Here is a 23,606-nt window from a genome sequence, read left to right on the forward strand (position 1 = left end):
GGCGTCACGCTTGGCCAGCCGGGCAGCCTGTGCCAGGCGAGCGCGGCGACTCACTGCATGACATTCCCTGTCCTGACGTCGACCCCTTCCATGGCCTGTCCGCTCCCTGGTATCCCTTCCCCTGCACGCCGCTGGTGGCAAGCTTACTCCTCTTCGCCCCAGTCACTGGCGTCGATCAGATCATCGTCGTCGGCTTCATCGTCCCAGCCTTCACGGATGGAGCGAGCCAGAGCGCGCTCCTCGAGCAGGGCTTCAAGACGTTGGCGGGAGTCATTGCGTTGTGGCTTGGCAGGTGAGCTGGAGGACGACAGCTCGAAGTCCACATCGGTGGGGCTGTCTTCGGCGAGTGCCGTGGCATCGATATCATCGAGGAATTGTTCACGGGCCATGGGCGGACCTCACGATCTTGGAACGACCTGCCCGATATCCAGCGCCTGGACTGGCCTGTGACACCGGGCACCGCCAGCGGCGATGCGCCGAAGGCTCTCTGGCTATATACCGCCCGTTGACGAGGATGACAAGCCTTTCGCTCAACCTGTCAGGGCTTTCGCCAACTGCCAAAGGCGAGAGGCCCACAACGACAACGCCCACCGGTGGGGTGGGCGTTGATGGTGCAATGCGGCACTGATTTTCAGTGACTGTTCTTCAGTGACCGTTCTTCACTCAGCGGCCTTGAGCGTCCGGCGCTCAGTTGGACTCGCTGGGATGCTCCGCGCGCAGGCGTTCCAGCTCTTCCTTGGCGGTCATCAGGCCGGTGACATCCTTCTGGACACCAACGAAATACTGCAGGTTGTCATGCTCATCGAAGACCGGTGTCATGGAAAGTTCATTCCAGAACAGGCTGCCATCCTTGCGATAGTTGCGCAGTATCTCGCGGCACGGGCGCTTGTCGCGCAGCGCGGCACGGATGTTGTCCAGCTGCGGCTGATCGCGGTCATCATTCTGCAGGAAGCGGCAATCGCGGTAGAGAATCTCGTCGGCGCTGTAACCGGTGAGGCGCTCGAAGCCCTGATTCACGTAGATCAGGATGTTCTCATCGCCTTCCTGTTCCGCCACCACGATGCCATCGTCCGAGGCATTCACGACTCTCTCGAGCAGCTCGGGGCTGATCATGTGGGGTCTTTTCATCTGACTCTGATCCTTGCGGCTTAAGAACCCGGCCCTGAAGACCGAGCCCGAGAGTACGGGTATAGGGTGCCTGTCCGTGTGCCCGGACATTCCAGCACCATGATCGGTTTCACTATGGCGGGGAGACGCGGCTTATGCAATCGCAGCCGCTAATGTGACAGGGCCCGACATCGTTGTCAGGCCCTGTCAGCGTGAGAGTCGATCAGATAGAGAAGGGGGAGAAAGGGGAGTAACAGGGGGGCCGTCATGCCTGCCCCGGATGTTCATTCGTCCTCCACCTCCGGCAGGCGCTGCGCGCAGAGCGCGGCACAGGCCGCGACGACCGCCAGAATCATCAGCAACCATTCACTGCCCAGCCACTGGGCGAGCCCGCCGATCAACAACCCCAGTACCAGCATAAGCACGCCGGTCAGGGTGTTGGAGAGCGCGACGTAGAGGGCGCGGTTGTCAGAGGTGGCGAGATCGACCACGTAGGTCTTGCGTCCCAGGCGGATACCGGCGTGGGCGATCACCAGCAGCCCGTAGACCAGCGCGTAGCTCCAGATGTTGTCGGCCAGCGCCTGTGGCCACCAGGCCATGCTGCCGGCCAGGGCGCAGCAGACGGCAGCGCCGGCCCCTGCGTTGCGCATCACGCGGCGGCTGGAGGTGTCGGCCAGCCTGCCCCAGATGGGGCTGGCCAGCATGCCGGCCAGTCCTGACACCACCACCAGCACGCCCAGTCCGCCCAGGCTCTCACCGCTCTGCTGCTGGCCGAGCAAGGCGATATACGGTAGTGCCAGCGCGCTTGAGAGCAGCAGGGCGCGTGCCAGATTGAAGTTGCGGAAGGCGGCGTCATGCTTGAGCTGGATGACCCCGTCGCGCACTGTCTCCCAGGCATTGGCGCCGCCGCTGGTGGCACCGCTGTCCTCGCGGATCATGGCGGCGCACAGGGCATTGAGTGTCCAGCCCAGCGCCGCGATGGCCATCAGTATCGCCAGCACCTGCTGCCCGGGCTGCTCGCCCAGCAGCATCAAGGCGACGCCGGCCAGCAGGGTCATCGCCCCCGCCACACTGCCACTCCAGCCCATCAGGCGCCCGCGGCGCTTCTTGGCGATGGTCTTGCCCAGCACGTCCTTGGTGGCGATGGAGGCCACCCCGCGCCCGAGCGACAGCAGGATCAACAGGATCAGTACCAGGCTGCCCGCGAGGGTGCCATCGAGTCCGTGACGCGTGGCGAAGTTGCCCTCGGCAAGCAGGCTGATCATCACCAGCCCCAGTGCCATCAGCGCCTGGATGGAGGCCCCGGCGACCCACACCCACTTGCGTTGCGGCAGTGGGCGAATGAAGCCTGCCACCAGCAGCTGAGGCAGCAGGGCGCCGGCCTCGCGAATCGGCACCAGCAGCCCCACCATCCACACCGGCGCCCCGATCAACCCCAATAGCCACGGCAGCACCAGCCGCGCACTGGCCATCTCGTCGGCCAGTTTGGTACCCAGCGAGGCCAGCAGATGACGCCAGAAATTGCCGGGTTGCTGGTGGCAGGCATCCTCGGAGATGTCCTTGCACATGCGCGAATCTTCATCGCCGGTCATGCGCTCGAAGAAGCGACTCTGACCGCTGCCCGACGGCCTCTCGTGGGCTTTGTCTGCAGACTCCCGCTCAGCCTCGCGGTCTTGAGCGTCTGACGGTGAGGAGGCCTCGGTAGAGGAAGACAGGGGTGACATGTGGCCAGGGCTCCGCTATCGGCGTCGTGTACGGGAAGTCGTGATGCAGATCACGCCCGTGCCGCCGGTTGAAGAAGGATCGATCGCAGTGCGACGTCAACTGAAGGAATGACTGCGCCGAGTATAGTTTATGTACAGTTTGTGTGTAGGTTTTGGTGTTGACCATTGCGCGACAGTGCAGTGAAGTGATCATTACATCATTGATTGGAGTAGGCACCACCATGGATCAGGCATCCACGCTGAAAGTCCGGATTCACTACTGCACCGGCTGCAACTGGCTGTTGCGTGCGGCCTGGTATGCACAGGAACTGCTGTCCACCTTCGGAGAAGACCTCGGTGAGGTGGCCTTGGCGCCGAGTCACGGGGGCCATTTCGAGGTGCTGTGCCAGGCCACCCCAGATTCGGAGTGGCTGGTACTGTGGGAGCGCAAGCGCGACGGCGGCTTCCCCGACAGTCGTGACCTCAAGCAGCGCGTGCGTGATGTGCTCGACCCTGAGCGCGATCTGGGCCATATCGACCGCGCCAGTCGTGAGCAGGGCTCGTAAGCAGCGCTTGTAAGCAGTGCTTGTAAGCAGTGCTTGCAAGCAGCTCCGCTACGCCATGGGCGCGTTCACCACCACTTCTTGCGCTTGAGTAGCCACATCTGCATCGCCACCACGCCCAGCGTGATGCCGACGAAGGCAGCGAAGCCCCACTGGCTGTCGCTGCCCGGTATGCCACCGACGTTGACCCCCAGCAGGCCGGTGAGAAAGCCCAGCGGCAGGAAGACGGCGGTGATGACCGACAACAGATACATACGCTGGTTGAGCTGCTCGTTGTGCTCGCTCATGCGCTGTTCATGGATGATCAGCGCGCGCTCCTGCATGGCCTGGAAATCCTCCACGTAGCGCGACAGCTGGTTGGCGATCTCGCGCAGGTCCAGACGCGCCTGTTCATCGATCCACAACGGCCCCTGGGAGAGTTGTGCCAGACAGTCGCGCTGCGGCCCCATGAAGCGTCGCAGGGTGATCAGGGGGCGCCGCAGGCGGGTAATGTCATCGGGGTCGATCTCGACATCATTGAGCTGGTCTTCCTCGATGATGGCGAGCTGCTCATCGAGGCGATGGCTGAGCTCCGCCACGCGATCGACCAGCGCATCGCTGAGCATCGCCAGCAGCCAGGAGATGCTTTCCGCGCCCTGGCCGGCTTCCAGTTGCTCACGCACCTGAGTGATCGACTGGAATGGCCGGCGGCGCAGGGTGATCAGACGGGTCGGGCTCATCCACAGGCGCAGTGACAGCAGGTCCTCCGGCGCGGCGCCGGGATTGAGGTTGATGCCGCGCAGCGTGGTGACCATGCCGCCGCCGAAGCGCGCTACGCGCGGGCGGGTATCCAGCTCGGTCAGGGCCTCGATGCTCGGCTCATCCAGCTGGGCAAGGTCGTCCAGGTAGTCATTGACGTCGCCGCGGGTGTAATCGAGGTGCATCCAGATCAGCGCGTCGGGGTCCTGCCATTGCTCGCGCAGGCTGTCGTCATCGAGCAGGCTGGCGCCGCCCTTGCCATCCAGGCGATAGGCGCTGACCAGTGCCGTGGTCGGGGCATCTCCCGCAGAGGGCGCGGGTGCCGGCGAGGCTTGCGGATCGGTGGCATCAGTCATTCACGAAATTCCTTTTTGGTGGCGCGGCTTGCAGCAGCGGGCAGGGCACGCGATGCTCGAATGTCAGGCCGTGGGCATTGTCGGTGCCATCGCCATGACACTCATCGCCAGGAAGGCGATACCCGAAATGCGAGGAAGGATGCCATGAGTCAGGATAGGGAAGCCATGCTCTACGGTCTGGGCGCCGTGGCCTTGTGGTCGACGGTGGCGACCGCCTTCAAGCTGGCGCTTGAGCAGATGTCGCCGCTGGAGCTGGTATGGCTGGCGGCACTGGTGTCGTGGCTGTTGATCGGCGTGCTGATGTGGCGTCAGGGCAAGCTGCGCGAAGCGCTCACCACCGGCTGGCGCGGCGGCTGGCGTACGGCACTCTGGGCCGGACTGATGAATCCGGTCGGCTACTATCTGGTGCTGTTCGGCGCCTACGCGCGGCTGCCGGGCCAGGAGGCGATGGCGCTCAATTACACCTGGGCGCTGGCGATGGCCTTTCTCGCCGTGCCGATCCTCGCGCAGCGACTGACGCGCATCGATGTCGCGGCGGGGCTGATCGCCTACGCCGGTGTGTGGACCATCGCCACGCGAGGCGAGATATTCAATGTCGCCTTCGCCGACCCGCTGGGCGTCGGGCTGGCGCTGGGCTCGACCCTGCTGTGGGCGCTCTACTGGTTGCTCAATGCGCGTGACCCGCGCGCGCCGCTGGTCGCCCAGTGGCAGAACTTCAGCATCGCCTTGCCGGTGCTGACGCTGCTGGTGGCCTTCGGGCCGGGCTTCGGCAACTTCATCGGCGCAAGCGCCAACCCCCAGGCGCTGACGGCGGGCATCTATGTCGGCCTGTGCGAGATGGGTATCGCCTTCGTGCTCTGGCAGCTGGCGGTGCACAAGGTGTCGCGCACCGCCAAGGTCTCCAACCTGATCTTCCTGTCGCCGCCCATCTCATTGACGCTTCTGCACTTCATCGTCGGCGAGCCGATCCTGACCTCGACGCTGGCGGGGCTGGTGCTGATTCTGGCCGGACTCGGCCTGCAGCAGCTGCAGAAGGCGCCGGCGGAGCTGTCACAATCGACCTGAGCGAGCCGCGCCGTCAGCGCACCGCCCGCCACTCGCTCGTCAGTCGTCGGGCAGGATGAGGCGATCGGCATCCACCACGATCAGCGGGTCCGGGGTGCCGATCATCTTCTTGTCCTTGCCGGGGTAGTCGAGCTGACTGAGCACATGGCGCAGCGCGCCGATACGGGCCCGGCGCTTGTCGTCGGAGCGGATCAGCGTCCAGGGCGCATGATCGCTGTGCGTACGTGCGAACATCGCCTCGGCGGCATTGGTGTACTCATCCCATTTCTTCTGCGCCACGGCGTCCATCGGTGACAGCTTCCAGTGGGTCAGCGGGTCGGCGGCGCGCTTGGCGAAGCGGATCGATTGCTCCTCGCGGGACACCGAGAAGTACAGCTTGACCAGGTGCAGGCCATCCTCGACCCACAGGCGCTCCTGCTGGGGCACCTGCACCAGAAATCGTTCGACTTCTTCCGGCGTGGCGAAGCCCATCACCGCCTCGACCCCCGCGCGGTTGTACCAGCTGCGATCGAACAGCACGATTTCGCCACTGGTGGGGAAGCGCGAGACATAGCGCTGGAAATACCACTGGCCTTTTTCCGTCTCGTTGGGCTTGTCGAGGGCGACGATGCGCGCGAAACGCGGATTGAGATACTCCATGAAGCGCTTGATGGTGCCGCCCTTGCCGGCGGCGTCACGCCCCTCGAACACGATGGCCAGACGCCCGCCGCTGTCACGCAGCCAATGCTGCACCTTGAGCAGCTCGATCTGCAGCGCGCGCTTCTCGGCCTCATAGACCTTGCGCTTGAGGCGCTCGTCGTAGGGGTAGGCGTCACTGGAGACCGGCCCCAGCGTCATGCGCGGGGCATCGCCAGTGGCGTGCTTCTTGCTGGCCTTGCCCTTGGCGTCCTTGCGCTTGGCATCCCTGGCCTTCGAATGCGCCTTGCCGGCATCCGCCTTCCTGTTGTTGGATTTACTCATGGCAGTACTCCCTGTGAGGATGGGGCCTGGCCCCGACGACCGACGACCCGGGCTGATGACGTCAGCGCTGCAAGGCCTCATGGCCCAGATGGCCTGCCTGACAGGCACTGATCAGGCAGGCGCGGATTGTCATCTCGCGGCAAGGTAGGCGCATGCAAGCTGTCGTGACATGCGCCGCGCCTGATATTGATCACTCCGCTGACGCCGCTTGTTGCGCCAGTGGTGCGAGTGTCGGCCAGATGGTGTCGAGCAGCTGCGGTTGCGCCTTGGCGGTGGGGTGAATGCGGTCCTGCTGCATCAGCTTCTCGCTGGCTGGGGCCGTGGCGATGCCTTCGAGGATGAAGGGCACCAGCGGCACGGAATATTCGTCGGCCAGGTCCCGGTAGACCTGACGGAAGGCATCGGTGTAGGCCGGGCCGTAATTGGGCGGAATCTCGATGCCGAGCAGCACGGGCTGGGCATCGGCGTCCTCCACGGCCTCGATCATGCTGGCCAGATTGGCCTGCATGCGGGCGGGGGGCAGGCCACGCAGGCCGTCGTTGCCGCCCAGTTCGATCATCACCAGTGAAGGGTCGTGTCGCGCGAGCAGGGCCGGCAGACGGTTGAGGCCGCCTTCGGTCGTGTCGCCGCTGATGCTGGCATTGATGACCTCAGGCGCATCGCTGCCCAGGCTGTCCTCGAGGCGCTCGTCAAGCAGCGCGACCCAGCCCTGGCTGCTGTCGATGCCGTAGCCGGCCGAGATGGAGTCGCCGACCACCAGCCACGGGGCCGGCGCATCGGCCAGCGCCACCTGAGGCGTCAGCACGGCCACGAGGGCCAGTGCCGAACTGGCGAGGGCATTGCGCAGCCGCTTGAGTCCCGGCGTGTCGGGGGCTTTGCCACCGCGCGCCAGGCGCTGGGTGTCACGCCGATTCACTAGCCATTTCTGCATTCATCATCTCCATCATCTGCACACTATTCATACCCGTTTCGGGGTCTGGAGTTCGTGCCCACCCCGTTCTCTACCATAAGCGAGCAGACACGATGTCACATAACGCCTCCATTAACGACGCGACCCCTGCGTCGGATCAAACCTCGTCAGACGCGCAGGCCAGCGCAACGCCTGCGCCGGTGCTGGAAGTGAGCGGGCTGGCGCAGCGGGTGACCAGTGGCGAAGGGCGCCTGACCATCCTCGAGGACCTGGAGCTTGCCGTGCAGGCCGGAGAAAGCGTCGCCATCATCGGGGCCAGCGGTTCCGGCAAGTCGACGCTGCTGGGTCTGCTGGCGGGTCTGGACAGCCCGAGCGAGGGTGATATCCGCCTGTTCGGAAGCTCGCTTGCGGGGCTTGATGAGGATGGCCGTGCGGCGCTGCGCGCGGGGCAGGTCGGCTTCGTGTTCCAGAACTTCCAGCTGCTGCCGACGCTGACGGCGCTGGAGAACGTGCTGATGCCGCTGGAGCTGGCCCCGCAGGGCGATATCGAGGCGCAGGCGCGTGACTGGCTGACGCGGGTCGGGCTGGGAGAGCGACTCGATCACCTGCCGCGTCATCTGTCCGGCGGCGAGCAGCAGCGCGTGGCCATCGCGCGCGCCTTCGTCGCGGGGCCGGGGCTGGTGTTCGCCGATGAGCCGACCGGCAATCTGGATACCGCCACCGGCGAGCGCATCGCGGAGCTGCTGTTCACCCTCAACCGTGAGCGGGGTACCACGCTGATTCTGGTCACCCATGATTTGACGCTGGCCAGGCGCTGTGATCGCTGCCTGAATCTCGAGGCCGGCAAGCTGGTGGAGTGGAAGGATGAGGCGAGTGCGCCGGCCGTGGCGACGCCACAAGGAGGCGACGATGTCTGAGTCCCGGGTGTCTGACCGCGCGGCGACATCTTCCGCCAACGCGCAGCGCCCGCGTGGGGCGCGCCTGCCGCTGGCGCTGCGTGGCCTGCTGCGTGACCTGCGCGCCAGTGATGTGCGTGCGCTCTTTCTGGCGCTGATGCTGGCGGTCGCCGCGACCACCATGATCGGCTTCTTCCTGGACCGTCTCGACCGTGGGCTCAATCGCCAGGCGAGCCAGCTGCTCGGCGGGGACCTGGTGCTGGAGTCCAGCAACCCGCTCGACCCGCGTTTTGCCGAGGCCTTCCGCGCAGCGGGGCTTGAGATGTCGCCGCAGCTGGGCATGGTCTCGATGGCCTCGCACGGCGACAGCTTCGTGCTGTCGAGTCTCAAGGCGGTGTCGCCGGGCTATCCGCTCGCCGGCCGGGTGGAGCTGGAGTCGGATGCCACGGGCGAGGAGGCTCAGGCGCCAGGCACCAGTTCACGCGCGGAGATTCCGCCGCCGGGCGAGGCGTGGATCGTGCCGCGCCTGGCCATGGCGCTGTCGGCCGAGGTCGGCGATACCCTGACGGTCGGACGCAAGCAGCTCACCATCAGTGGCCTGATCACGCGTGAGCCTGATCAGCAGGGCGGCTTTTCCGAGTTCAGTCCGCGCCTGATGTTCAACATGGAAGATCTCGACGCCACCGGTCTGATCCAGCCCGGCTCGCGGATGGAATATCGCCTGCTGGCGGCGGGCGATCCGGCGGCGGTTCAGCAGGCGCGTGATGCCATCGCGCCGCTGCTGGCGAGTGCCGACAACGCCGAGGTGCGGCTCAAGGACGTGCGCGAAGACCGCCCGCGTCTGGGGCGCTCACTGGAGCGTGCCGACAAGTACCTGAGTCTGGCCGGGCTGGTGGCGGTGCTGCTGGCCGGGGTCGCGGTGGCGATGTCGACGCGCCGCTATGTGGAGCGGCATCTGGATAGCGCCGCACTGTGGCGCTGCTTCGGTGCCTCTCAGCGTCAACTGTCACGGCTGTTCGCGGCCCAGCTTGGCTGGTTGGCCCTGCTGGCGAGTACCGGGGGTGCGGTGCTGGGCCTGCTGGGGCAGATGGGGCTGGTGGCGCTGCTGGAGCGCTTCCTGCCGCTGGAGCTGCCCGCACCCGGGCCGCTGCCGCTGGCGTTAGGGATTCTGACGGCGCTGGCGGTACTGGTCGGCTTCGCCGGCCCGATGCTGCTGCGTCTGCGTCAGGTCAGTGCGCTCAAGGTGCTGCGGCGTGAACTGGCCCCGCTGCCTGCCTCGGCGTGGGTGGTGGTGGCGATCGCCAGTCTGGTGTTCGGCGCCCTGATGTGGCTTTACTCGGGTGACCTCATGCTGGCGGCCGGCCTGCTGGTCGGTGGCATCATCGCGCTGGGCCTGCTGATGGTTGTGGGGCAACTGCTGCTGTCGCTGATGCTCAAGGTGGTGGCGCGCATGCGCGGTCAGGGCGGCTGGAGCCGGCCGATTCGCCTCGCCGGCGGCATGCTGGCCAGGCGGCGCGGTGCCAGCCTCGGCCAGCTGGTCGCCTTTGCCGTGACCTTCGCGGCGATGGCGTTGATCGCGCTGGTACGCGGTGACCTGATCACCCGCTGGCAGGCGCAGATCCCGACCGATGCGCCCAATCACTTCGCGATCAATATCCAGCCCGGAGAGCAGCAGGCCTTCGGTGAGCAGCTGACCGCGATGGTGGATGAGCAGGCCGGTGACAGCCAGAGCGAGCTCTACCCGATGGTGCGTGGTCGTATCACGGCGCTCAAGGGCGAATCCCTGCTGGGACGCTCCCAGCAGCGCCTGCAGGCAGCCCAGTCGGATCAGCCGGCGGCAGGCGGCATGCAGGAAGGGCGCAGCGACGAGGGGGACGGTGAGCAGCAGGGCGTCCCGCAGCGTGAGCTGAACCTGACCTGGCATCGTGATCTGCCGGACCACAACCGCCTGTCGGCGGGCGAGTGGACGCCGATCAGTGACTTCGCCGATGCAGACAGCGAGGCGCGCAGTCGCCGCGCCGCCACTCAGGGTGTGCCGGTGTCGATGGAGGAGGAGCTTGCCGAGCGCATGGGGCTGGTCATCGGTGACAGCCTGTCGTTCACCATCGGCAGCGAGACCGTCAAGGCCCAGGTGGTCAATCTGCGCCATGTCGACTGGGACAGCTTCCTGCCCAACTTCTACGTCATCTTTCCGCCCGGCGCGCTCGAGAGCTTCGCCCACAGCTACATGACGGCGTTTCATCTCGAGGACGAGCGCAAGCTGGCGCCGCTGGTGCGCGACTACCCCAGCGTGTCGTTGATCAATATCGACGCCATCCTGACCCGTGTGCAGGAGCTGATCGCCCAGGTGTCGCGCGCGGTGGAGCTGATTCTGGGGCTGGTGCTGCTGGCGGGGGCCAGCGTGCTCTACGCGGCGCTGGTAGCCAGTCGTCCGGCACGTGAGCACGAAGGCGCGCTGTACAAGGTGTTCGGCGCCGGTCAGGGGCTGCTGGCCCGCCTGCAGGCCGCTGAGTTCGTGCTGCTCGGCCTGCTCAGTGGGCTGCTGGCGGCGATGCTCGCCGAAGGCGCGGCGGTCGGACTCTATTCCGGCTGGCTGGGGCTGCCGGTGGTGCTGCATCCGTGGCTGTGGGTGCTGCTGCCGCTGACGGGTGGCGTGCTGATCGGCGGGCTGGGCTTCTGGCTGTCGAGAGAAGTGAGGCGTCAGCCGCCGATGGCGGGGCTGCGCGCCCTGCAGTGAGCGCCATCAGGCCTCGTCATCGCAGCGCCGGATGATGGCACCTGACGACCTCAACCTGCGGCCTCATGATCGTTGTCTCGGTCATGGGGCCGTCTTGCGTTAACAATGATGCTGATTCATGTGAATCGGACCGCTGGCTGAGGTATCATGCTGGTCCTGATCTTACCCCCAGATGGCGAGCCGGCCGCGCCGGAATTCGCTGTCGTCATCACCCTTCAGGCGAGGACACCCGATGTTCACCCGTGACATGCAGATTGCCGGTTTTGATGATGCGCTCCTGAGCGCCATGGACGACGAAGTCGTTCGCCAGGAAGCTCACATCGAGCTGATCGCCTCCGAGAACTACGCCAGCCCCCGCGTCATCCAGGCGCAAGGCTCCCAGCTGACCAACAAGTACGCGGAAGGCTACCCGGGCAAGCGTTACTACGGCGGTTGCGAGTTCGTCGACAAGGTCGAGCAGCTGGCCATCGATCGTGCCTGCGAACTGTTCGGTGCCACCTACGCCAACGTTCAGCCGCACGCCGGTTCCCAGGCCAACAGTGCCGTCTTCCAGGCGCTGGTCTCGCCGGGTGACACCATTCTGGGCATGAGCCTGGACGCGGGGGGTCACCTGACTCACGGTGCACGTCCGAACTTCTCCGGCAAGCACTACAACGCCGTGCAGTACGGTCTGGGCGAGAACGGCCTGATCGACTACGCCGAAGTCGCGCGTCTGGCGCGTGAGCACAAGCCGAAGATGATCATCGCCGGCTTCTCCGCTTACTCCCAGATCATCGACTGGGCCGAGTTCCGCAAGATCGCCGACGAAGTGGGTGCCTACCTGCTGGTCGATATGGCCCACGTGGCCGGTCTGGTCGCCGCTGGCGTCTACCCGAGCCCGCTGCCCCACGCCCACGTCGTCACCACCACCACGCACAAGACCCTGCGCGGTCCGCGTGGCGGCCTGATCCTGTCCGCCGAAGGCAATGCCGACATCGAGAAGAAGCTGAACTCCGCTGTCTTCCCGGGCGGCCAGGGTGGTCCGCTGATGCACGTCATCGCGGCCAAGGCGGTCTGCTTCAAGGAAGCGATGGACCCGGCCTTCACCACTTACCAGAAGCAAGTGGTCAAGAACGCCAAGGCGATGGCGTCCGTGTTCCTGGAGCGCGGCTTCGAAGTCGTCTCCGGCGGCACCGAAGACCACCTGTTCCTGCTGTCTCTGGTCAAGCAGGGCCTGACCGGCAAGGACGCTGACGCTGCGCTGGGCCGTGCCCACATCACCGTCAACAAGAACGCCGTACCGGGTGACCCGCAGTCGCCGTTCGTCACCTCCGGTCTGCGTATCGGTACCCCGGCCGTCACCACGCGTGGCTTCCAGGAGCAGGAGTGTTTGGAACTGGCCGGCTGGATCTGCGATATCCTCGATGCGATGGTCGCCGGCGATTCCGCCGCTGCCGAAGCCGAGGTGCAGGCCAAGGTCTCCGCCGTCTGTGCACGTCTGCCGGTCTACGCCTGAGGCGTGACGAGGTGCCAGCCCGGCTGGCCCTCACCGTAGCAGTGCTGACAGAGGCGTAACGCTGTCATGCACCAGATAAGAAACGCCTGTCGCGCAAGCGGCAGGCGTTTTTTTGTGCCCGCACCACGGCCAGACGAGTCCGAGCGGTGTGGTGCGCAGCGGGGTGGGAGAGTGGTCAACCAGCGCTCAGAAAGATCAGCCTGTGCCCGGGAGCGGACGCGCTACGCTATTCTCGATGCCGGACACACTCTGCTCATCTTCGTGCAAGGAGGCTTTCATGGCCGTCATGCAGCACCATGCCTTTCTGATCCTGGTCGAGAACAGCGGCAATACCTCACTGAGCAGTCAGGGCAGCGGCGAGGTCCGCATTTCCGTCGCCACGCTGGGGACGCTGAGGGCGGCCGAGCGGCTGGTCAGTGAGCTGGTCGCCCAGGGCGTCAGCCAGATCGAGCTGTCGGCCAGCTTCGGCGCGGCAGGCGAGGCAGCGCTGAGAACGGTGGTGGCAGACAGCGGTGCCGAGCGTACGGTGTCGATCGGCCGCGTGCGATTCACGGCCTGACGCCAGCACACGGGGGAATTGCCAGTACCTGAATAGCCCTTTCGCAACAGGGATTTGCGTAAAGGTGTGACCAAAGTCGGGTCCCACCCTTGGTCTAGGGTGTCTTGTTGGCATGTCTGACATGGGCTATTCCTTGACGGACAAGAGCGCGCCGCGATGCATCCCATGAAGGATGTGCGCGAGCTACAAATGACGCGCCACGCCATCAAGGAACGTTCGATCATGACCACGCCTCCCACGAGTGCCGCTGGCGGCAGCCCGCGCACCAATGCCTCTTCTTCAACGCCCGTATCCACAGCGTCTGCCTCAGCTGGAGACACCTCGACCGCGCGTGTCGATGTCGCCGAATGGCTGGCGCAGGCCATCTTCGAGAATCGCTACCCGCCGGGCAGCCTGATTCCTCGTGAGCTGGACCTGTGTGATCAGCACGCCCAGAGCCGCGCCACCGTGCGCACCGCGATCCAGAGCCTGGTCAATGCCGGGATTCTCACCCGCACCACCGGCCAGGGCACCCGCGTCAATCCGCTCAGCGAGTGGCATCTGCTCGATCCGCGCGTGACCGGCTGGATGACGCGCTACGCGATGCCGCATCCGCAGCTGGCGCGGGACATCTACGCCTTCCGTATCTCCATCGAACCCTTCGTCGCCGCTCTGGCAGCCACCGAGGCCACCGCCCAGGACCTGTCCGCCATCGAGCAGGCCTACGACGGCATGGCCGCAGCGGTGCATGGCGGCAGCGCCATGGAGGAGTTCGACCGCGCCGATATCGCCTTCCACGACGCCATCTTCGCCGCGACCCACAACGTCATCTGGGCGCAGCTTGGCCATGTGCTCAAGCCGTCGATCAGCCTGCTGGTGGCGACTTCCAATCACAATGCCTCGGAGCTGGGCGACAGCCTCGGCCGCCATCGCGCGGTGATGGAGGCGATTCGTCTGCGCCAGCCCGATGCCGCCCACGCCGCGACCCTGCATGTGCTGGACCGCACCGGTCAGGACCTCGGGCTTGCCATGCCTGCGGCCTCTGAAGGCAGCCATCCCGCCGGGCGCGCCCAGGAACCGCTGGAGCTGCTGCGCCGCTTCGGCCAGCTGCCCAGCCTGTCTGCACCGCTATCAAGCGAGTGAACGGCACCTCGCGGCGTTTCGCCACGCCGGGAAGTGCCTGCACGTCTTCCACTGACCCTAGAACGTCATAACAACAAGCCAGGAGTTTCACCATGCCGCGTTCCACTATCTCGCCGCTCACCACTACCTCGCCGCGCACCACTGCCGCTCCCGCCCGTGTCACGCTCAAGGCGCTGGCTCTGTCCACCGCCGTGGCCGCCACGCTGATCGCCACACCGAGCTGGGCCGCCGAGTATGAATGGACCTTCCAGACCTCCGAGACGGCCGGGGAGCCGCAGTTCGAGGTCAAGAAGGCCTGGGCCGACAGCATCAAGACCATGTCGGATGGCCGCATCGCCATCGAGATCCTGCCGGTCAATGCCGTGGTGCAGGCCAACCAGACGCTGGACGCCGTCAGCGCCGGCATCCTGCAGGGCCACCTGACCGATCCGTCCTACTTCTCGGGCCAGAATCCGGCCTTCGGCATGCTGGGCAATCTGGTGGGCGCCTGGGGTGACCCGCTGGAATATCTCGAGTACATGCAGCACGGCGGCGGTGAGGAGCTCTACAACGAGCTGGTCGAGCCCTACGGCGTGCACCTGATCGGCGCGGGCGCCACCGGGCTTGAGTCCTTCGTCTCCAAGAAGCCGGTACGCACCGTCGATGACCTCAAGGGCCTCAAGGTGCGTGCCCCGGAAGGCATGGTCTACAACATTTTCCAGAAAGCTGGCGCGGCGCCCGTCAACCTGCCGGGCTCCGAGGTCTACACCGGTCTGGAGAAGGGCGTGATCGACGCGGCGGATTACACCGTCTTCGCCACCAATGATGACCAGGGCCTGCACAGCTTCGCCAAGTACCCGTCCTACCCGGGCTTCCACTCCCTGCCGATGGTGGCGGTGTCGATGAACAAGGGCATCTGGGACGGCCTGCCGGCGGATCTCAAGGCGATCATGGAGAGCGCCACCGATGCGATGGCCTACGACATGGTCTTCACCCTCAAGGCGCGTGACATCAAGGCGGTGAGCGCGGCGCGTGCCAATCCGGATATTGAGGTGATCGACATGGCGCCGGAGGAGCGCGCCAAGTTCCGTCGCATCGCGCAGCAGGAGTGGAAGGTGTGGGCCGAGAAGAATGAGCTGACCGGCAAGGTCTACGAGTCCGTGGTCAGCTTCCTGACCGACCGCAACCTGATGTGAGCCCGCTGGCGCGCGGGATGGGCGCCAGCCGCCGTGTGGCAAGAGGCATCAGCTAACCACGCTTTTGGCCACACGATCGCAGAACGATAAAGACGCGGGAGATCAAGGTCGGCGTGCTCACTGGGCGCGCCGATTCTCCTTGAGGCAGCGAGTCAGCAAGGAATTCGATATGGCAGAACATGATGTGGCGTCGCCGGGGCTACCCGAGGCGTCGGATGACCACGACCCGAATCTGGGCACGCGGACGCCGCTGGACCGCCTGGTGGGCAAGGGCACGCGCGCCGCGGCGTGGCTGGTATTGCTGGCGATGGCGATCAGCGTGTTCGAGGTGGTGATGCGCTACGGCCTCGATTCGCCGACCTCCTGGGTGCACGAGACGGTGATCTTCCTGGTCGCGACCAGCTTCGCGCTGGGCGGCCCGGCGGCCCTGGCCAACAATCGCCATATTCGCGTGCGTGTGCTCTACGACCTGGTCGGCACGCGCTTTCGCTACGTGCTGGACTGTTTCAATGACGTGATGACGTTCGTCTTCTGTCTGGCGATGAGCTATGCGGGCTGGGTGATGTTCTGGCGTGCCTCGCACAGTCCGCTGGGCGAGTGGCAGCTGGAGCGATCCGGCACCTCATGGAATCCGCCGTTTCCGGCGCTGACCAAGGGCGTGATCCTGTTCGCGCTGGCGGTGATGACCCTGCAGGCGCTGTGGCATCTCTACCAGACCTTCTTCTCGCCCCGCCCGCCCGAGGGCGGCAGTGAGGGAAGTGGCGCATCCGACGCCACTTCCGATGCCGCTCCCGACGCCACAGCTGACCACAAGGAGCCGCGCTGATGGATATTGCAACGGCTACGATGCTGCTGGTCGGCGGCATCTTCGCGCTGCTGGTCACCGGCCTGCCGCTGGCCTTCGTCACCGGCCTGGTCGCGCTGGCCTACACCTTCGGCTGGTTCGGCCCGATGGCGCTGCCGCTGGTCACCAGTCGTGTCTATGGCTTCGTCACCGAGTATTCGCTGGTGGCGGTGCCGATGTTCGTGTTGATGGCCTCGCTGCTGGATCGCTCGGGGATCGCCAAGGACCTGTTCAATGCCATGCGCGTGATGGCAGGGCGACTGCCCGGCGGCGTGGCGATCCAGACCATCGTGGTGGCGTTCTTCCTCGCCGCGATGTCCGGCATCATCGGCGGCGAGATCGTGCTGCTGGGGATTCTGGCACTGCCGCAGATGCTCAGGCTCGGCTATGACAAGCACATCGCCATCGGCGTGGTGTGTGCCGGCGGCTCGCTGGGCACCATGATGCCGCCCTCCATCGTGCTGATCATCTATGGCCTGATCGCCAACCAGTCGATCGCGGACCTGTTCACCGCGGCGATCACCCCGGCCATCGTGCTGATGGCAAGCTACATCATCTACGTGCTGATCCGCTGCCTGCGCAACCCTTCACTGGGGCCGGTGATGCCCGAGGAGGAGCGCCGCGCCAGCTTCCAGAGCAAGCGTGAGCTGCTCAAGGCCATCGGTGTGCCGGCGGTCATCGCGGGGCTGGTGCTGGGCTCCATCTACGGTGGCGTGGCCTCGGTGACCGAAGCCGCGGCGATGGGCAGCTTCGGCGTGCTGGTGGCGGTGATGCTGCGCGGCGAGTTCTCCATCACCCTGATGCAGCGTGCGCTGTCCCAGACCATGAACACCTGCGGCATGATCATCTGGATCGGTATCGGCGCGGCGGCACTGGTCGGGGTCTACAACCTGATGGGCGGCAACCGCTTCGTGTCGAGCATGATTCTCGGCCTGGATATCCCGCCGCTGGCGATCATCATGGTGATGATGGCGATCCTGCTGCTGCTGGGGCTGTTCCTCGACTGGATCGGCATCGCGATGCTGACCCTGCCGATCTTCGTGCCGATCATCGTGCAGCTCGGCTACGACCCGGTATGGTTCGGTGTGCTGTTCGCGGTCAACATGCAGGTGTCCTTCCTGTCGCCACCCTTCGGGCCTGCCGCCTTCTATCTGAAAGGCGTGGCACCGGAAGGCATCAGTCTCAAGGATATCTTCGTCTCGCTGCTGCCGTTCATCGCCATCCAGCTGTGCGTGCTGGCGATGTTGCTGCTGTGGCCGCAACTGTCGCTGTGGCTGGTCTAGTCTCAACAGACTTAGCCGTAGACTCGACGCCCTCGCAGATGCGAGGGCGTCGTCGTTGGTGACGAAAGATTTGCGCCGTCGTGTGGCGAGGGGGCATGCATGGCAGGCTTTGTGCTCTTTTATGGTGCAAATGAGCGGACGCACAAACACAGCCACGGTGAGAAGGGGCAGGCTGTCATGGCAGCTGCACCATCTTGGCACATTCCCTGCAATGCTCTTGCAATGCCTGTCCGGTGCCACGAGATCCTGTCGAGGTGACCCCCGACACGCTGCAGCACTTCACGAGGAGAGTTCACATGTCAGAGACTCAAGCACCGCTGTTGTTGCTGACCGATCTGGATGGCTCGCTGCTGGATCACCACGATTACTCGCCTGGGGCGGCGCGCAGCTGGCTGACCCGCCTGCGCGCGCGCGGTGCCTGGATCGTCCCCAACACCTCCAAGACGGCGGCCGAACTGGCGCCGCTGATGGACTCGCTGGGCTTGGCGGGCCAGCCGTGGATCGCCGAAAACGGCGGCGTGGTGGCGTTGCCGGCCGATTGGCTGAGTGCCTACCCGCTGGAAGAGGCCAGCGCCCCGGACGCACACGGCCTGTGTCGTATCGCGGTGGCGATGCCCCGCGACAGGATTCTCGCGGTGCTGGAGGAGCTGAGCGGGGAGTTCGCCTTCGAGGGCTTTGCCTCGATGTCGGTGGCGAGAATCAGCGAGCTGACGGGGCTGGGGGAGGGCGACGCGGCCCTGGCGGGACAGCGTGATGCCAGTGAACCGCTGGTGTGGCGTGACGCGCCGGAGCGTCTCGAGGACTTTCGCACGCGTCTGGCCAGCCATGGCCTCAAGCTGACACGTGGTGGGCGCTTCCATCACGTGACCGGGGACAGCGACAAGGGCGTGGCAGCGCGCTATCTGATCGCCCGCTACCGGCTCTACGAGCGGGTGCGCCCCTGGACGCTGGGCTTCGGCGATGGCGCCAATGACCTGCCACTGCTGGCCGCGGTCGACAACGCTGTGCTGATCCCCGGCGTCGGTGATACCTCTCAGCGTGATCGGGAGCTTGCCGATTATCCGCTACTGGCGGATGAGCGCCGCTGTTTTCGCGCCAATCTCCCCGGACCGCAGGGATGGGTCGAGGGATTGCGTCACTGGCTGGCCAATGGCCAGCCGGAAGAATGGACATCCAGAGGTCTGGGCGCCTGACGCCTGCCTGATGCGTGTCTTCGGCATGACAAGGAGCTGACATGAGCGATTTTTACCAGAATGGCATCATCACCAACTTCCATAACCTGACCGATCGTCCGGTGGAAGATCTCGAAGCGGACCTGATGCGCTTCTCCCGCAAGCGACCGATGAGCCTGATTCTGCCGTCGCTGTATTCCGAGCTGGAAGGCCCGGCGCTCAAGCATATCGTCGAGGAGCTGGCGCAGGTGCCCTACCTCAGCGAGATCGTGATCGGGCTGGACCGCGCCGACCGTGACCAGTTCGAGCATGCCAAGGAGTTCTTCTCACATCTGCCGCAGCATCACCGCATCCTGTGGAACGACGGCCCGCGTCTGCGGGCGCTGGATGAGGAGCTGACCGAGCATGGCCTGGCGCCGATGGAAGCCGGCAAGGGGCGCAATGTCTGGTACTGCTCAGGCTACGTCCAGGCCTCGGGCATCGCCGAGGCGGTGGCACTGCATGACTGCGATATCGTCACCTATGACCGCGGCCTGCTGGCGCGCCTGATCTACCCGGTAGCCCATCCGCAGTTCAACTACGAGTTCTGCAAGGGCTACTACTCGCGCATCGCCCAGGGCAAGCTGAACGGCCGCGTGGCACGCCTGATGGTCACGCCGTTGATCCGTGCGCTCAAGAAGGTCTATGGCCCGCTGCCGTACCTGGATTATCTCGACAGCTATCGTTATCCGCTGTCCGGCGAATTCTCGATGCGCACCGACGTGCTGGCGGACATCCGCATTCCCAGTGACTGGGGGCTGGAGATCGGCGTGCTGTCCGAGGTCCATCGCAACTACTCCACCAAGCGTCTGTGTCAGGTGGACATCGCCGATGCCTACGATCACAAGCACCAGCCGCTGTCCGAGGAAGATGCGCTGGGCGGTTTGAATCGCATGAGTTTGGACATCGCCAAGGCCATGTATCGCAAGCTGGCCACGCTGGGCGTCGAGATGCACGGCGAGACCTTCCGCACCATCAAGGCCACCTACTACCGTATCGCGCTGGACCTGATCGAGACCTACTACAACGATGCCGTCATGAATGGCCTGACGGTGGACCGCCACAGTGAGGAAGCGGCGGTGGAGCTGTTCGCCGCCAACATCATGGATGCCGGCAGCGCCTTCCTCGACAATCCGCGCGACAAGCCCTTCATCCCGAGCTGGAACCGGGTGCAGTCTGCCGTGCCGGACCTGCTCGAGCGCATGCACGAAGCGGTGGAGCTGGACAACCAGTAAGGCTCGCGGCGGGAAACAGCAAGACCTACGACAACGGGGCTGCCACTGGCAGCCCCGTTGTCGTAGGCAGAGGAAGAAACGCGGGCGTCAGACGACCTCGATGGCCGGCGGGCGCACTGTTTGCTCCATCAGCCAGGCCGCCTGATAGGGACGGCGAGCCATGGTGGGGTCGTAGGCCTTGTCGTGGCACAGGTGGTCGGTCAGCGCGACGCCTTGCCAGCTTTCCGGCAGCGGCAGTACGCGCGGCTGATCGGTGACATTGAGGGCGAACAGCAGGCGTCGCCCTTCATGGGTGACGCGCTCGAAGACGAAGAAATCCGGGCCGACATCGAAGACATTCTGGTCGGCATCCGGGTGGAAGCAGGGTTCGTTGCGGCGCAGTGCCATGCGGCGCTTGAGGGCGTGGAAGACCTCATGGGTCGCGGTGTTGGGGCTTGCCAGCAGCGCTTCCAGTTCATCACGCTGCCATTTGCGGCGGTTGATGGCGCGCAGATGGCCATCGCGCTCGACGCCTTCCTGGTGGTTGGGAGTCGCGGTCAGCGAGTGGATGTACAGCCCCGGGATGCCCTGCAGGCTCAGCATCAGGGTCTGGCTGGCGATGAAGCGCTCGATCTGCCACGGGTCCTGGCCGCGCCGCGTGCCCTTGAGCGCATCGAAGTAGCTGATGTTGAGCTCATAGGGGGTGTCGGCGCGGCCCGGGTTGGCGCGCATGCTGACGTAGCCACCGAAGTCATGCACCAGCCGCACCAGGGTGTCGCGCTCGTGGTCGGGCAGCAGGCCCTCAAGGGCGCGAACGCCGATACCGTCGTGACTGGCGGTGAAGTTGAAGTAGCTGCAGCCGGAAGGCAGGGACGGCAGGCTGGTGGCCCACTGGGTCAGGGCGCTGGCATCGCCGGAGGTCAGGGTGTGCAGCGTCAGCGGCGGCAGCGTGAACTGATAGATCAGGTGCGCTTCATCGGCCTGGGCGCTGCCCTCGATGGCGGTGAGGTCGTGCTGTGACAGGCGATCGAGCCCGAAGTAGGACATGTTCTCGGCGTGGGGCACGTTGGTTTCGGTGATCAACAGGCTGCCCGGCGCCAGATGGTCGACGATGGCGCGCAGCAGGCGCACCACGGCGTGTGTCTCCGGCAGGTGGATGCAGGAGGTGCCCTGGCGTTTCCACAGGAATGCCACCGCATCGAGGCGGATGATGCCCGCGCCCTGCTCGAGGTAGTAAAGCAGGATGCCGATGAACTCGAGCAGCACATCGGGATTGGCGAAGTTCAGGTCGATCTGGTCATCCGAGAAGGTTGCCCAAAGATGGCGCAGGCCACGACGGGTATGCACCGGCGTGAGCAGGGCAGATGGACGCGGGCGCACGACCTCGGAGACATCGGTGTCGGGGTCCATCTCGATGAAGTAGTCGCGGCCGGGCTGCACGCCGGCCAGATAATCGGCGAACCACAGTGACTCGCGCGAGCAGTGATTGATGACCAGGTCTGCCATCAGGTCGCGCTGCTCACTCAGGCGCCGGATGTCCTGCCAGTCGCCGAGGACCGGATTGACCTCGCGATAGTGGATGACGCTGAAGCCGTCATCGCTGCTCCACGGAAAGAAGGGCAGCACGTGGACACCGGACAGGCTGTCGTCCAGTCGGCTGGCGAGGAAGTCGTGCAGGGTCGCCAGTGGCGCCTCGCCTTCCTGCTGCAGGCTGTCGCCGTAGGTGATCAGCCACTGGTCGCGCTCGCTCCAGAGCGGCTCGCCTTCCGGTACGCGGGGGTTGAGGCGCGTGCGATGGAAATCCAGCACCGTCTCCAGGCGTCTGAGGACTTCTTCATGACGCTGTGGGTAGATCTCGGCGAGCAGGCGTGTGGCGTGCGCCTGGAAATCAGCTTGCGAGAGACGTTTGGCGAGAGAGACTCTGGCGCGTGGCCTGGCGCTGCCCTCGCTCGGCGCAGGATCTGAGGCAGTGGATGTCGAGTGATCGGGAGATGACGTATCGGACATGGGCAATCCTCGTGGCAGCAAAAGCGGTCAGACTCTGCCTCGTGAGCCGCAATGGCAGAGCGTGTCGCGGGTGATCTTCGGGAAGCCCGCCGGTGCAATCCTGCGGGGCCGGTGGCAAGACTGGAAATCACATATCAGATGAAGTCGGCTGGCCGTCGCTTGGTGAAATCCCTGAATGGCGCATCGCTCAGCGGCGCCCGTGGGTGACGGCCTGGCGCCTTTACTCATGAGTCATGCACGCCTCGGGCCAGATTCGTCAAGCCTGCAAGGCAGGACGGCCAGCCTGCATGTGCCGGCTGGCCGTCCTGTCTGGCGTCATGTGGCCTGCGGCCAGCTGACGCCACTGCGCTTCATGACATGCTTTACTTGCGCAGCACGCGATACAGAATCAGCAGAATGACGGCGCCGAGCACGGCAATGACAAAGCTGGCCAGATTGAATCCCGTCACTTCACCGAAGCCCATCAGGGTGCCGACCCAGCCACCGACAACGGCACCCAGGATGCCGATGATGCTGGTGACGATGATGCCACCCGGGTCCTTGCCGGGCACGATCACCTTGGCGATGATGCCGGCAATAAGACCGAATATGATCCATGCAATGATTCCCATGTCGCAGCTCCTTGCGTCATCGTGATCAATCTCGCGGCAGAGATCATCTGCCGCCAGTCGTGAAAGGATTTCACGGCTCGGGCAAGCGTCCTTGTGAGGCGCTGCACCCTGATGTCATCTTTCGGTTATCGGGCGGGGATTTCAAGCCTGCCGGCAGGTTGATGGACGCTTTCGCCGCGGTGTCCGCCCCCCCGGGGCGACAATCCAGGAAACTCCTGTCGCCCCTTGGGCGCTCCTCAAGGCTAGTTCAGTCATGTCGGGGCTGACATAGGCTCCCGTGGCGGTGCCTTAACGGTTACAATACCCGCCATTCGCTGTCATTCGGCTGCGCTGCGCCACTTCCTCGCTGTGCTTCGCGCGGGGCCGCAGCCACCTCGCACCCAAGCAGGCTCTCCAACATGCACTGTCCCTTCTGTGGAACTCATGAAACCAAGGTCACGGATTCCCGACTGGTGGTCGAGGGTGACCAGGTGCGGCGGCGTCGCCAGTGCGCGGCCTGCGGTGAGCGTTTCACGACCTACGAAACGGCGGAGCTGGTCATGCCGCGCGTGGTCAAGGGCGACGGTTCGCGTGAGAGCTTCGATGAGCACAAGCTGCGTGCCGGCATGCTGCGCGCGCTGGAAAAGCGCCCGGTTTCCTCCGAGCTGATCGAGGCCGCGGTGGAGCGCATTCGTCAGCGTCTGCGTGCCACCGGCGAACGTGAGATCGAGGCGCGGCGCATCGGTGATGAGGTCATGCAGCAGCTCAAGCGGCTGGATCAGGTCGCCTATATCCGCTTCGCTTCGGTCTATCGTCGCTTCCAGGATCTTGATGAGTTCCGCGCCGAGATTGACCGTCTCGCCCAGGAACCCAGCTTCCTGCCGGGCGAGGAAGACGCGCGGCCCTGATGCCTCGCCACAGGCATCCTTGCAGATGCCCTCGAGGCCTGCGCCTGCTGGCCCTGTCGCGTCACGCTGCGTGGCTCAGGCCTCGGGGTATTGTCTGCCGTCTGGGCAACGCCTGACCTTCTCTCGTTTCACGCCAAGGTATCGCATGTCTCTTTCTCCTCAT

General features: G+C 65.1%; 21 protein-coding genes. 13 read left to right on the plus strand and 8 right to left on the minus strand.

What is annotated here, in order from left to right:
* Positions 1–143: 143 nt before the first annotated feature.
* From QD208_RS02680 to QD208_RS02690, 3 genes are all read right to left on the minus strand, one after another.
* Complete coding sequence (locus tag QD208_RS02680; protein ID WP_225347106.1) at positions 144–389, minus strand: hypothetical protein; 246 nt, start codon at positions 387–389, stop codon at positions 144–146.
* A gap of 298 nt (positions 390–687) precedes the next feature.
* Positions 688–1,128: a PAS sensor domain-containing protein gene (locus QD208_RS02685; RefSeq protein WP_043331389.1), complete on the minus strand. Its 441-nt coding sequence runs from the start codon at positions 1,126–1,128 to the stop codon at positions 688–690.
* A gap of 263 nt (positions 1,129–1,391) precedes the next feature.
* Positions 1,392–2,699 (minus strand): MFS transporter, encoded by a 1,308-nt coding sequence (locus tag QD208_RS02690; RefSeq protein WP_225348163.1) that lies wholly within the window; start codon positions 2,697–2,699, stop codon positions 1,392–1,394.
* 353 nt (positions 2,700–3,052) lie between these two features.
* On the opposite strand from QD208_RS02690, the gene QD208_RS02695 reads away from it, so the two are divergent.
* A complete protein-coding gene (locus QD208_RS02695) occupies positions 3,053–3,376 on the plus strand; it encodes a SelT/SelW/SelH family protein (protein WP_054555551.1) in 324 nt (107 codons plus the stop codon).
* A gap of 65 nt (positions 3,377–3,441) precedes the next feature.
* Here QD208_RS02695 and QD208_RS02700 read toward each other — a convergent pair whose 3' ends face one another.
* Positions 3,442–4,467: a zinc transporter ZntB gene (locus QD208_RS02700; RefSeq protein ID WP_225347105.1), complete on the minus strand. Its 1,026-nt coding sequence runs from the start codon at positions 4,465–4,467 to the stop codon at positions 3,442–3,444.
* A gap of 144 nt (positions 4,468–4,611) precedes the next feature.
* Here QD208_RS02700 and QD208_RS02705 point away from each other — a divergent pair, with 144 nt between their 5' ends.
* Complete coding sequence (locus QD208_RS02705; protein WP_043331386.1) at positions 4,612–5,532, plus strand: DMT family transporter; 921 nt, start codon at positions 4,612–4,614, stop codon at positions 5,530–5,532.
* A 39-nt stretch (positions 5,533–5,571) separates the two neighbouring features.
* Here QD208_RS02705 and ppk2 read toward each other — a convergent pair whose 3' ends face one another.
* A complete protein-coding gene (gene ppk2, locus QD208_RS02710; protein WP_225347104.1) occupies positions 5,572–6,492 on the minus strand; it encodes a polyphosphate kinase 2 in 921 nt (306 codons plus the stop codon).
* A 190-nt stretch (positions 6,493–6,682) separates the two neighbouring features.
* Positions 6,683–7,423 (minus strand): arylesterase, encoded by a 741-nt coding sequence (locus tag QD208_RS02715; RefSeq protein WP_225347103.1) that lies wholly within the window; start codon positions 7,421–7,423, stop codon positions 6,683–6,685.
* A gap of 92 nt (positions 7,424–7,515) precedes the next feature.
* On the opposite strand from QD208_RS02715, the gene QD208_RS02720 reads away from it, so the two are divergent.
* From QD208_RS02720 to QD208_RS02765, 10 genes are all read left to right on the plus strand, one after another.
* Positions 7,516–8,319: an ABC transporter ATP-binding protein gene (locus tag QD208_RS02720; RefSeq protein ID WP_054555547.1), complete on the plus strand. Its 804-nt coding sequence runs from the start codon at positions 7,516–7,518 to the stop codon at positions 8,317–8,319.
* Positions 8,312–11,035 carry an FtsX-like permease family protein gene (locus QD208_RS02725; RefSeq protein ID WP_279835521.1) on the plus strand — a complete coding sequence of 908 codons (2,724 nt, stop codon included), beginning with the start codon at positions 8,312–8,314 and terminating at the stop codon, positions 11,033–11,035. The genes QD208_RS02720 and QD208_RS02725 overlap by 8 nt, the downstream gene beginning before the upstream one ends.
* 232 nt (positions 11,036–11,267) lie before the next feature.
* Positions 11,268–12,530 (plus strand): serine hydroxymethyltransferase, encoded by a 1,263-nt coding sequence (gene glyA, locus QD208_RS02730; protein WP_054555546.1) that lies wholly within the window; start codon positions 11,268–11,270, stop codon positions 12,528–12,530.
* A gap of 277 nt (positions 12,531–12,807) precedes the next feature.
* A complete protein-coding gene (locus QD208_RS02735; RefSeq protein WP_153636358.1) occupies positions 12,808–13,089 on the plus strand; it encodes a DUF6506 family protein in 282 nt (93 codons plus the stop codon).
* A gap of 222 nt (positions 13,090–13,311) precedes the next feature.
* On the plus strand, positions 13,312–14,211 hold the full coding sequence (locus QD208_RS02740; RefSeq protein ID WP_153636357.1) for an FCD domain-containing protein: 900 nt from the start codon (positions 13,312–13,314) through the stop codon (positions 14,209–14,211).
* A gap of 92 nt (positions 14,212–14,303) precedes the next feature.
* The gene (locus tag QD208_RS02745; RefSeq protein WP_153636356.1) at positions 14,304–15,386 is read left to right on the plus strand and encodes a TRAP transporter substrate-binding protein; all 1,083 of its coding nucleotides are present in this window, start codon (positions 14,304–14,306) and stop codon (positions 15,384–15,386) included.
* A 169-nt stretch (positions 15,387–15,555) separates the two neighbouring features.
* Positions 15,556–16,212 carry a TRAP transporter small permease gene (locus tag QD208_RS02750; protein ID WP_153636355.1) on the plus strand — a complete coding sequence of 219 codons (657 nt, stop codon included), beginning with the start codon at positions 15,556–15,558 and terminating at the stop codon, positions 16,210–16,212.
* Positions 16,212–17,513, plus strand: a complete 1,302-nt coding sequence (locus QD208_RS02755) for a TRAP transporter large permease subunit (protein ID WP_043331381.1) — start codon at positions 16,212–16,214, stop codon at positions 17,511–17,513. Before QD208_RS02750 ends, QD208_RS02755 begins: the two co-directional genes overlap by 1 nt.
* Positions 17,514–17,809: 296 nt before the next feature.
* On the plus strand, positions 17,810–18,706 hold the full coding sequence (locus tag QD208_RS02760) for an HAD-IIB family hydrolase (protein WP_153636354.1): 897 nt from the start codon (positions 17,810–17,812) through the stop codon (positions 18,704–18,706).
* A gap of 41 nt (positions 18,707–18,747) precedes the next feature.
* Positions 18,748–19,959 carry a hypothetical protein gene (locus tag QD208_RS02765; RefSeq protein ID WP_054555542.1) on the plus strand — a complete coding sequence of 404 codons (1,212 nt, stop codon included), beginning with the start codon at positions 18,748–18,750 and terminating at the stop codon, positions 19,957–19,959.
* Between the two features lie 87 nt (positions 19,960–20,046).
* Here the strand turns inward: QD208_RS02765 and QD208_RS02770 are convergent, their stop codons facing one another.
* Together QD208_RS02770 and QD208_RS02775 are read right to left on the minus strand one after the other, a co-directional pair.
* Complete coding sequence (locus QD208_RS02770) at positions 20,047–21,945, minus strand: sugar phosphorylase (RefSeq protein WP_279835525.1); 1,899 nt, start codon at positions 21,943–21,945, stop codon at positions 20,047–20,049.
* A gap of 362 nt (positions 21,946–22,307) precedes the next feature.
* The gene (locus tag QD208_RS02775; protein WP_043331379.1) at positions 22,308–22,556 is read right to left on the minus strand and encodes a GlsB/YeaQ/YmgE family stress response membrane protein; all 249 of its coding nucleotides are present in this window, start codon (positions 22,554–22,556) and stop codon (positions 22,308–22,310) included.
* A 398-nt stretch (positions 22,557–22,954) separates the two neighbouring features.
* Here QD208_RS02775 and nrdR point away from each other — a divergent pair, with 398 nt between their 5' ends.
* Positions 22,955–23,443, plus strand: coding sequence for a transcriptional regulator NrdR (nrdR, locus tag QD208_RS02780; protein WP_043331377.1), 489 nt, complete (start codon positions 22,955–22,957; stop codon positions 23,441–23,443).
* Positions 23,444–23,606 lie beyond the last annotated feature (163 nt).

The sequence above is a fragment of the Cobetia sp. 29-18-1 genome, from assembly GCF_029846405.1.
Classification (GTDB): Bacteria; Pseudomonadota; Gammaproteobacteria; order Pseudomonadales; family Halomonadaceae; genus Cobetia; species Cobetia amphilecti.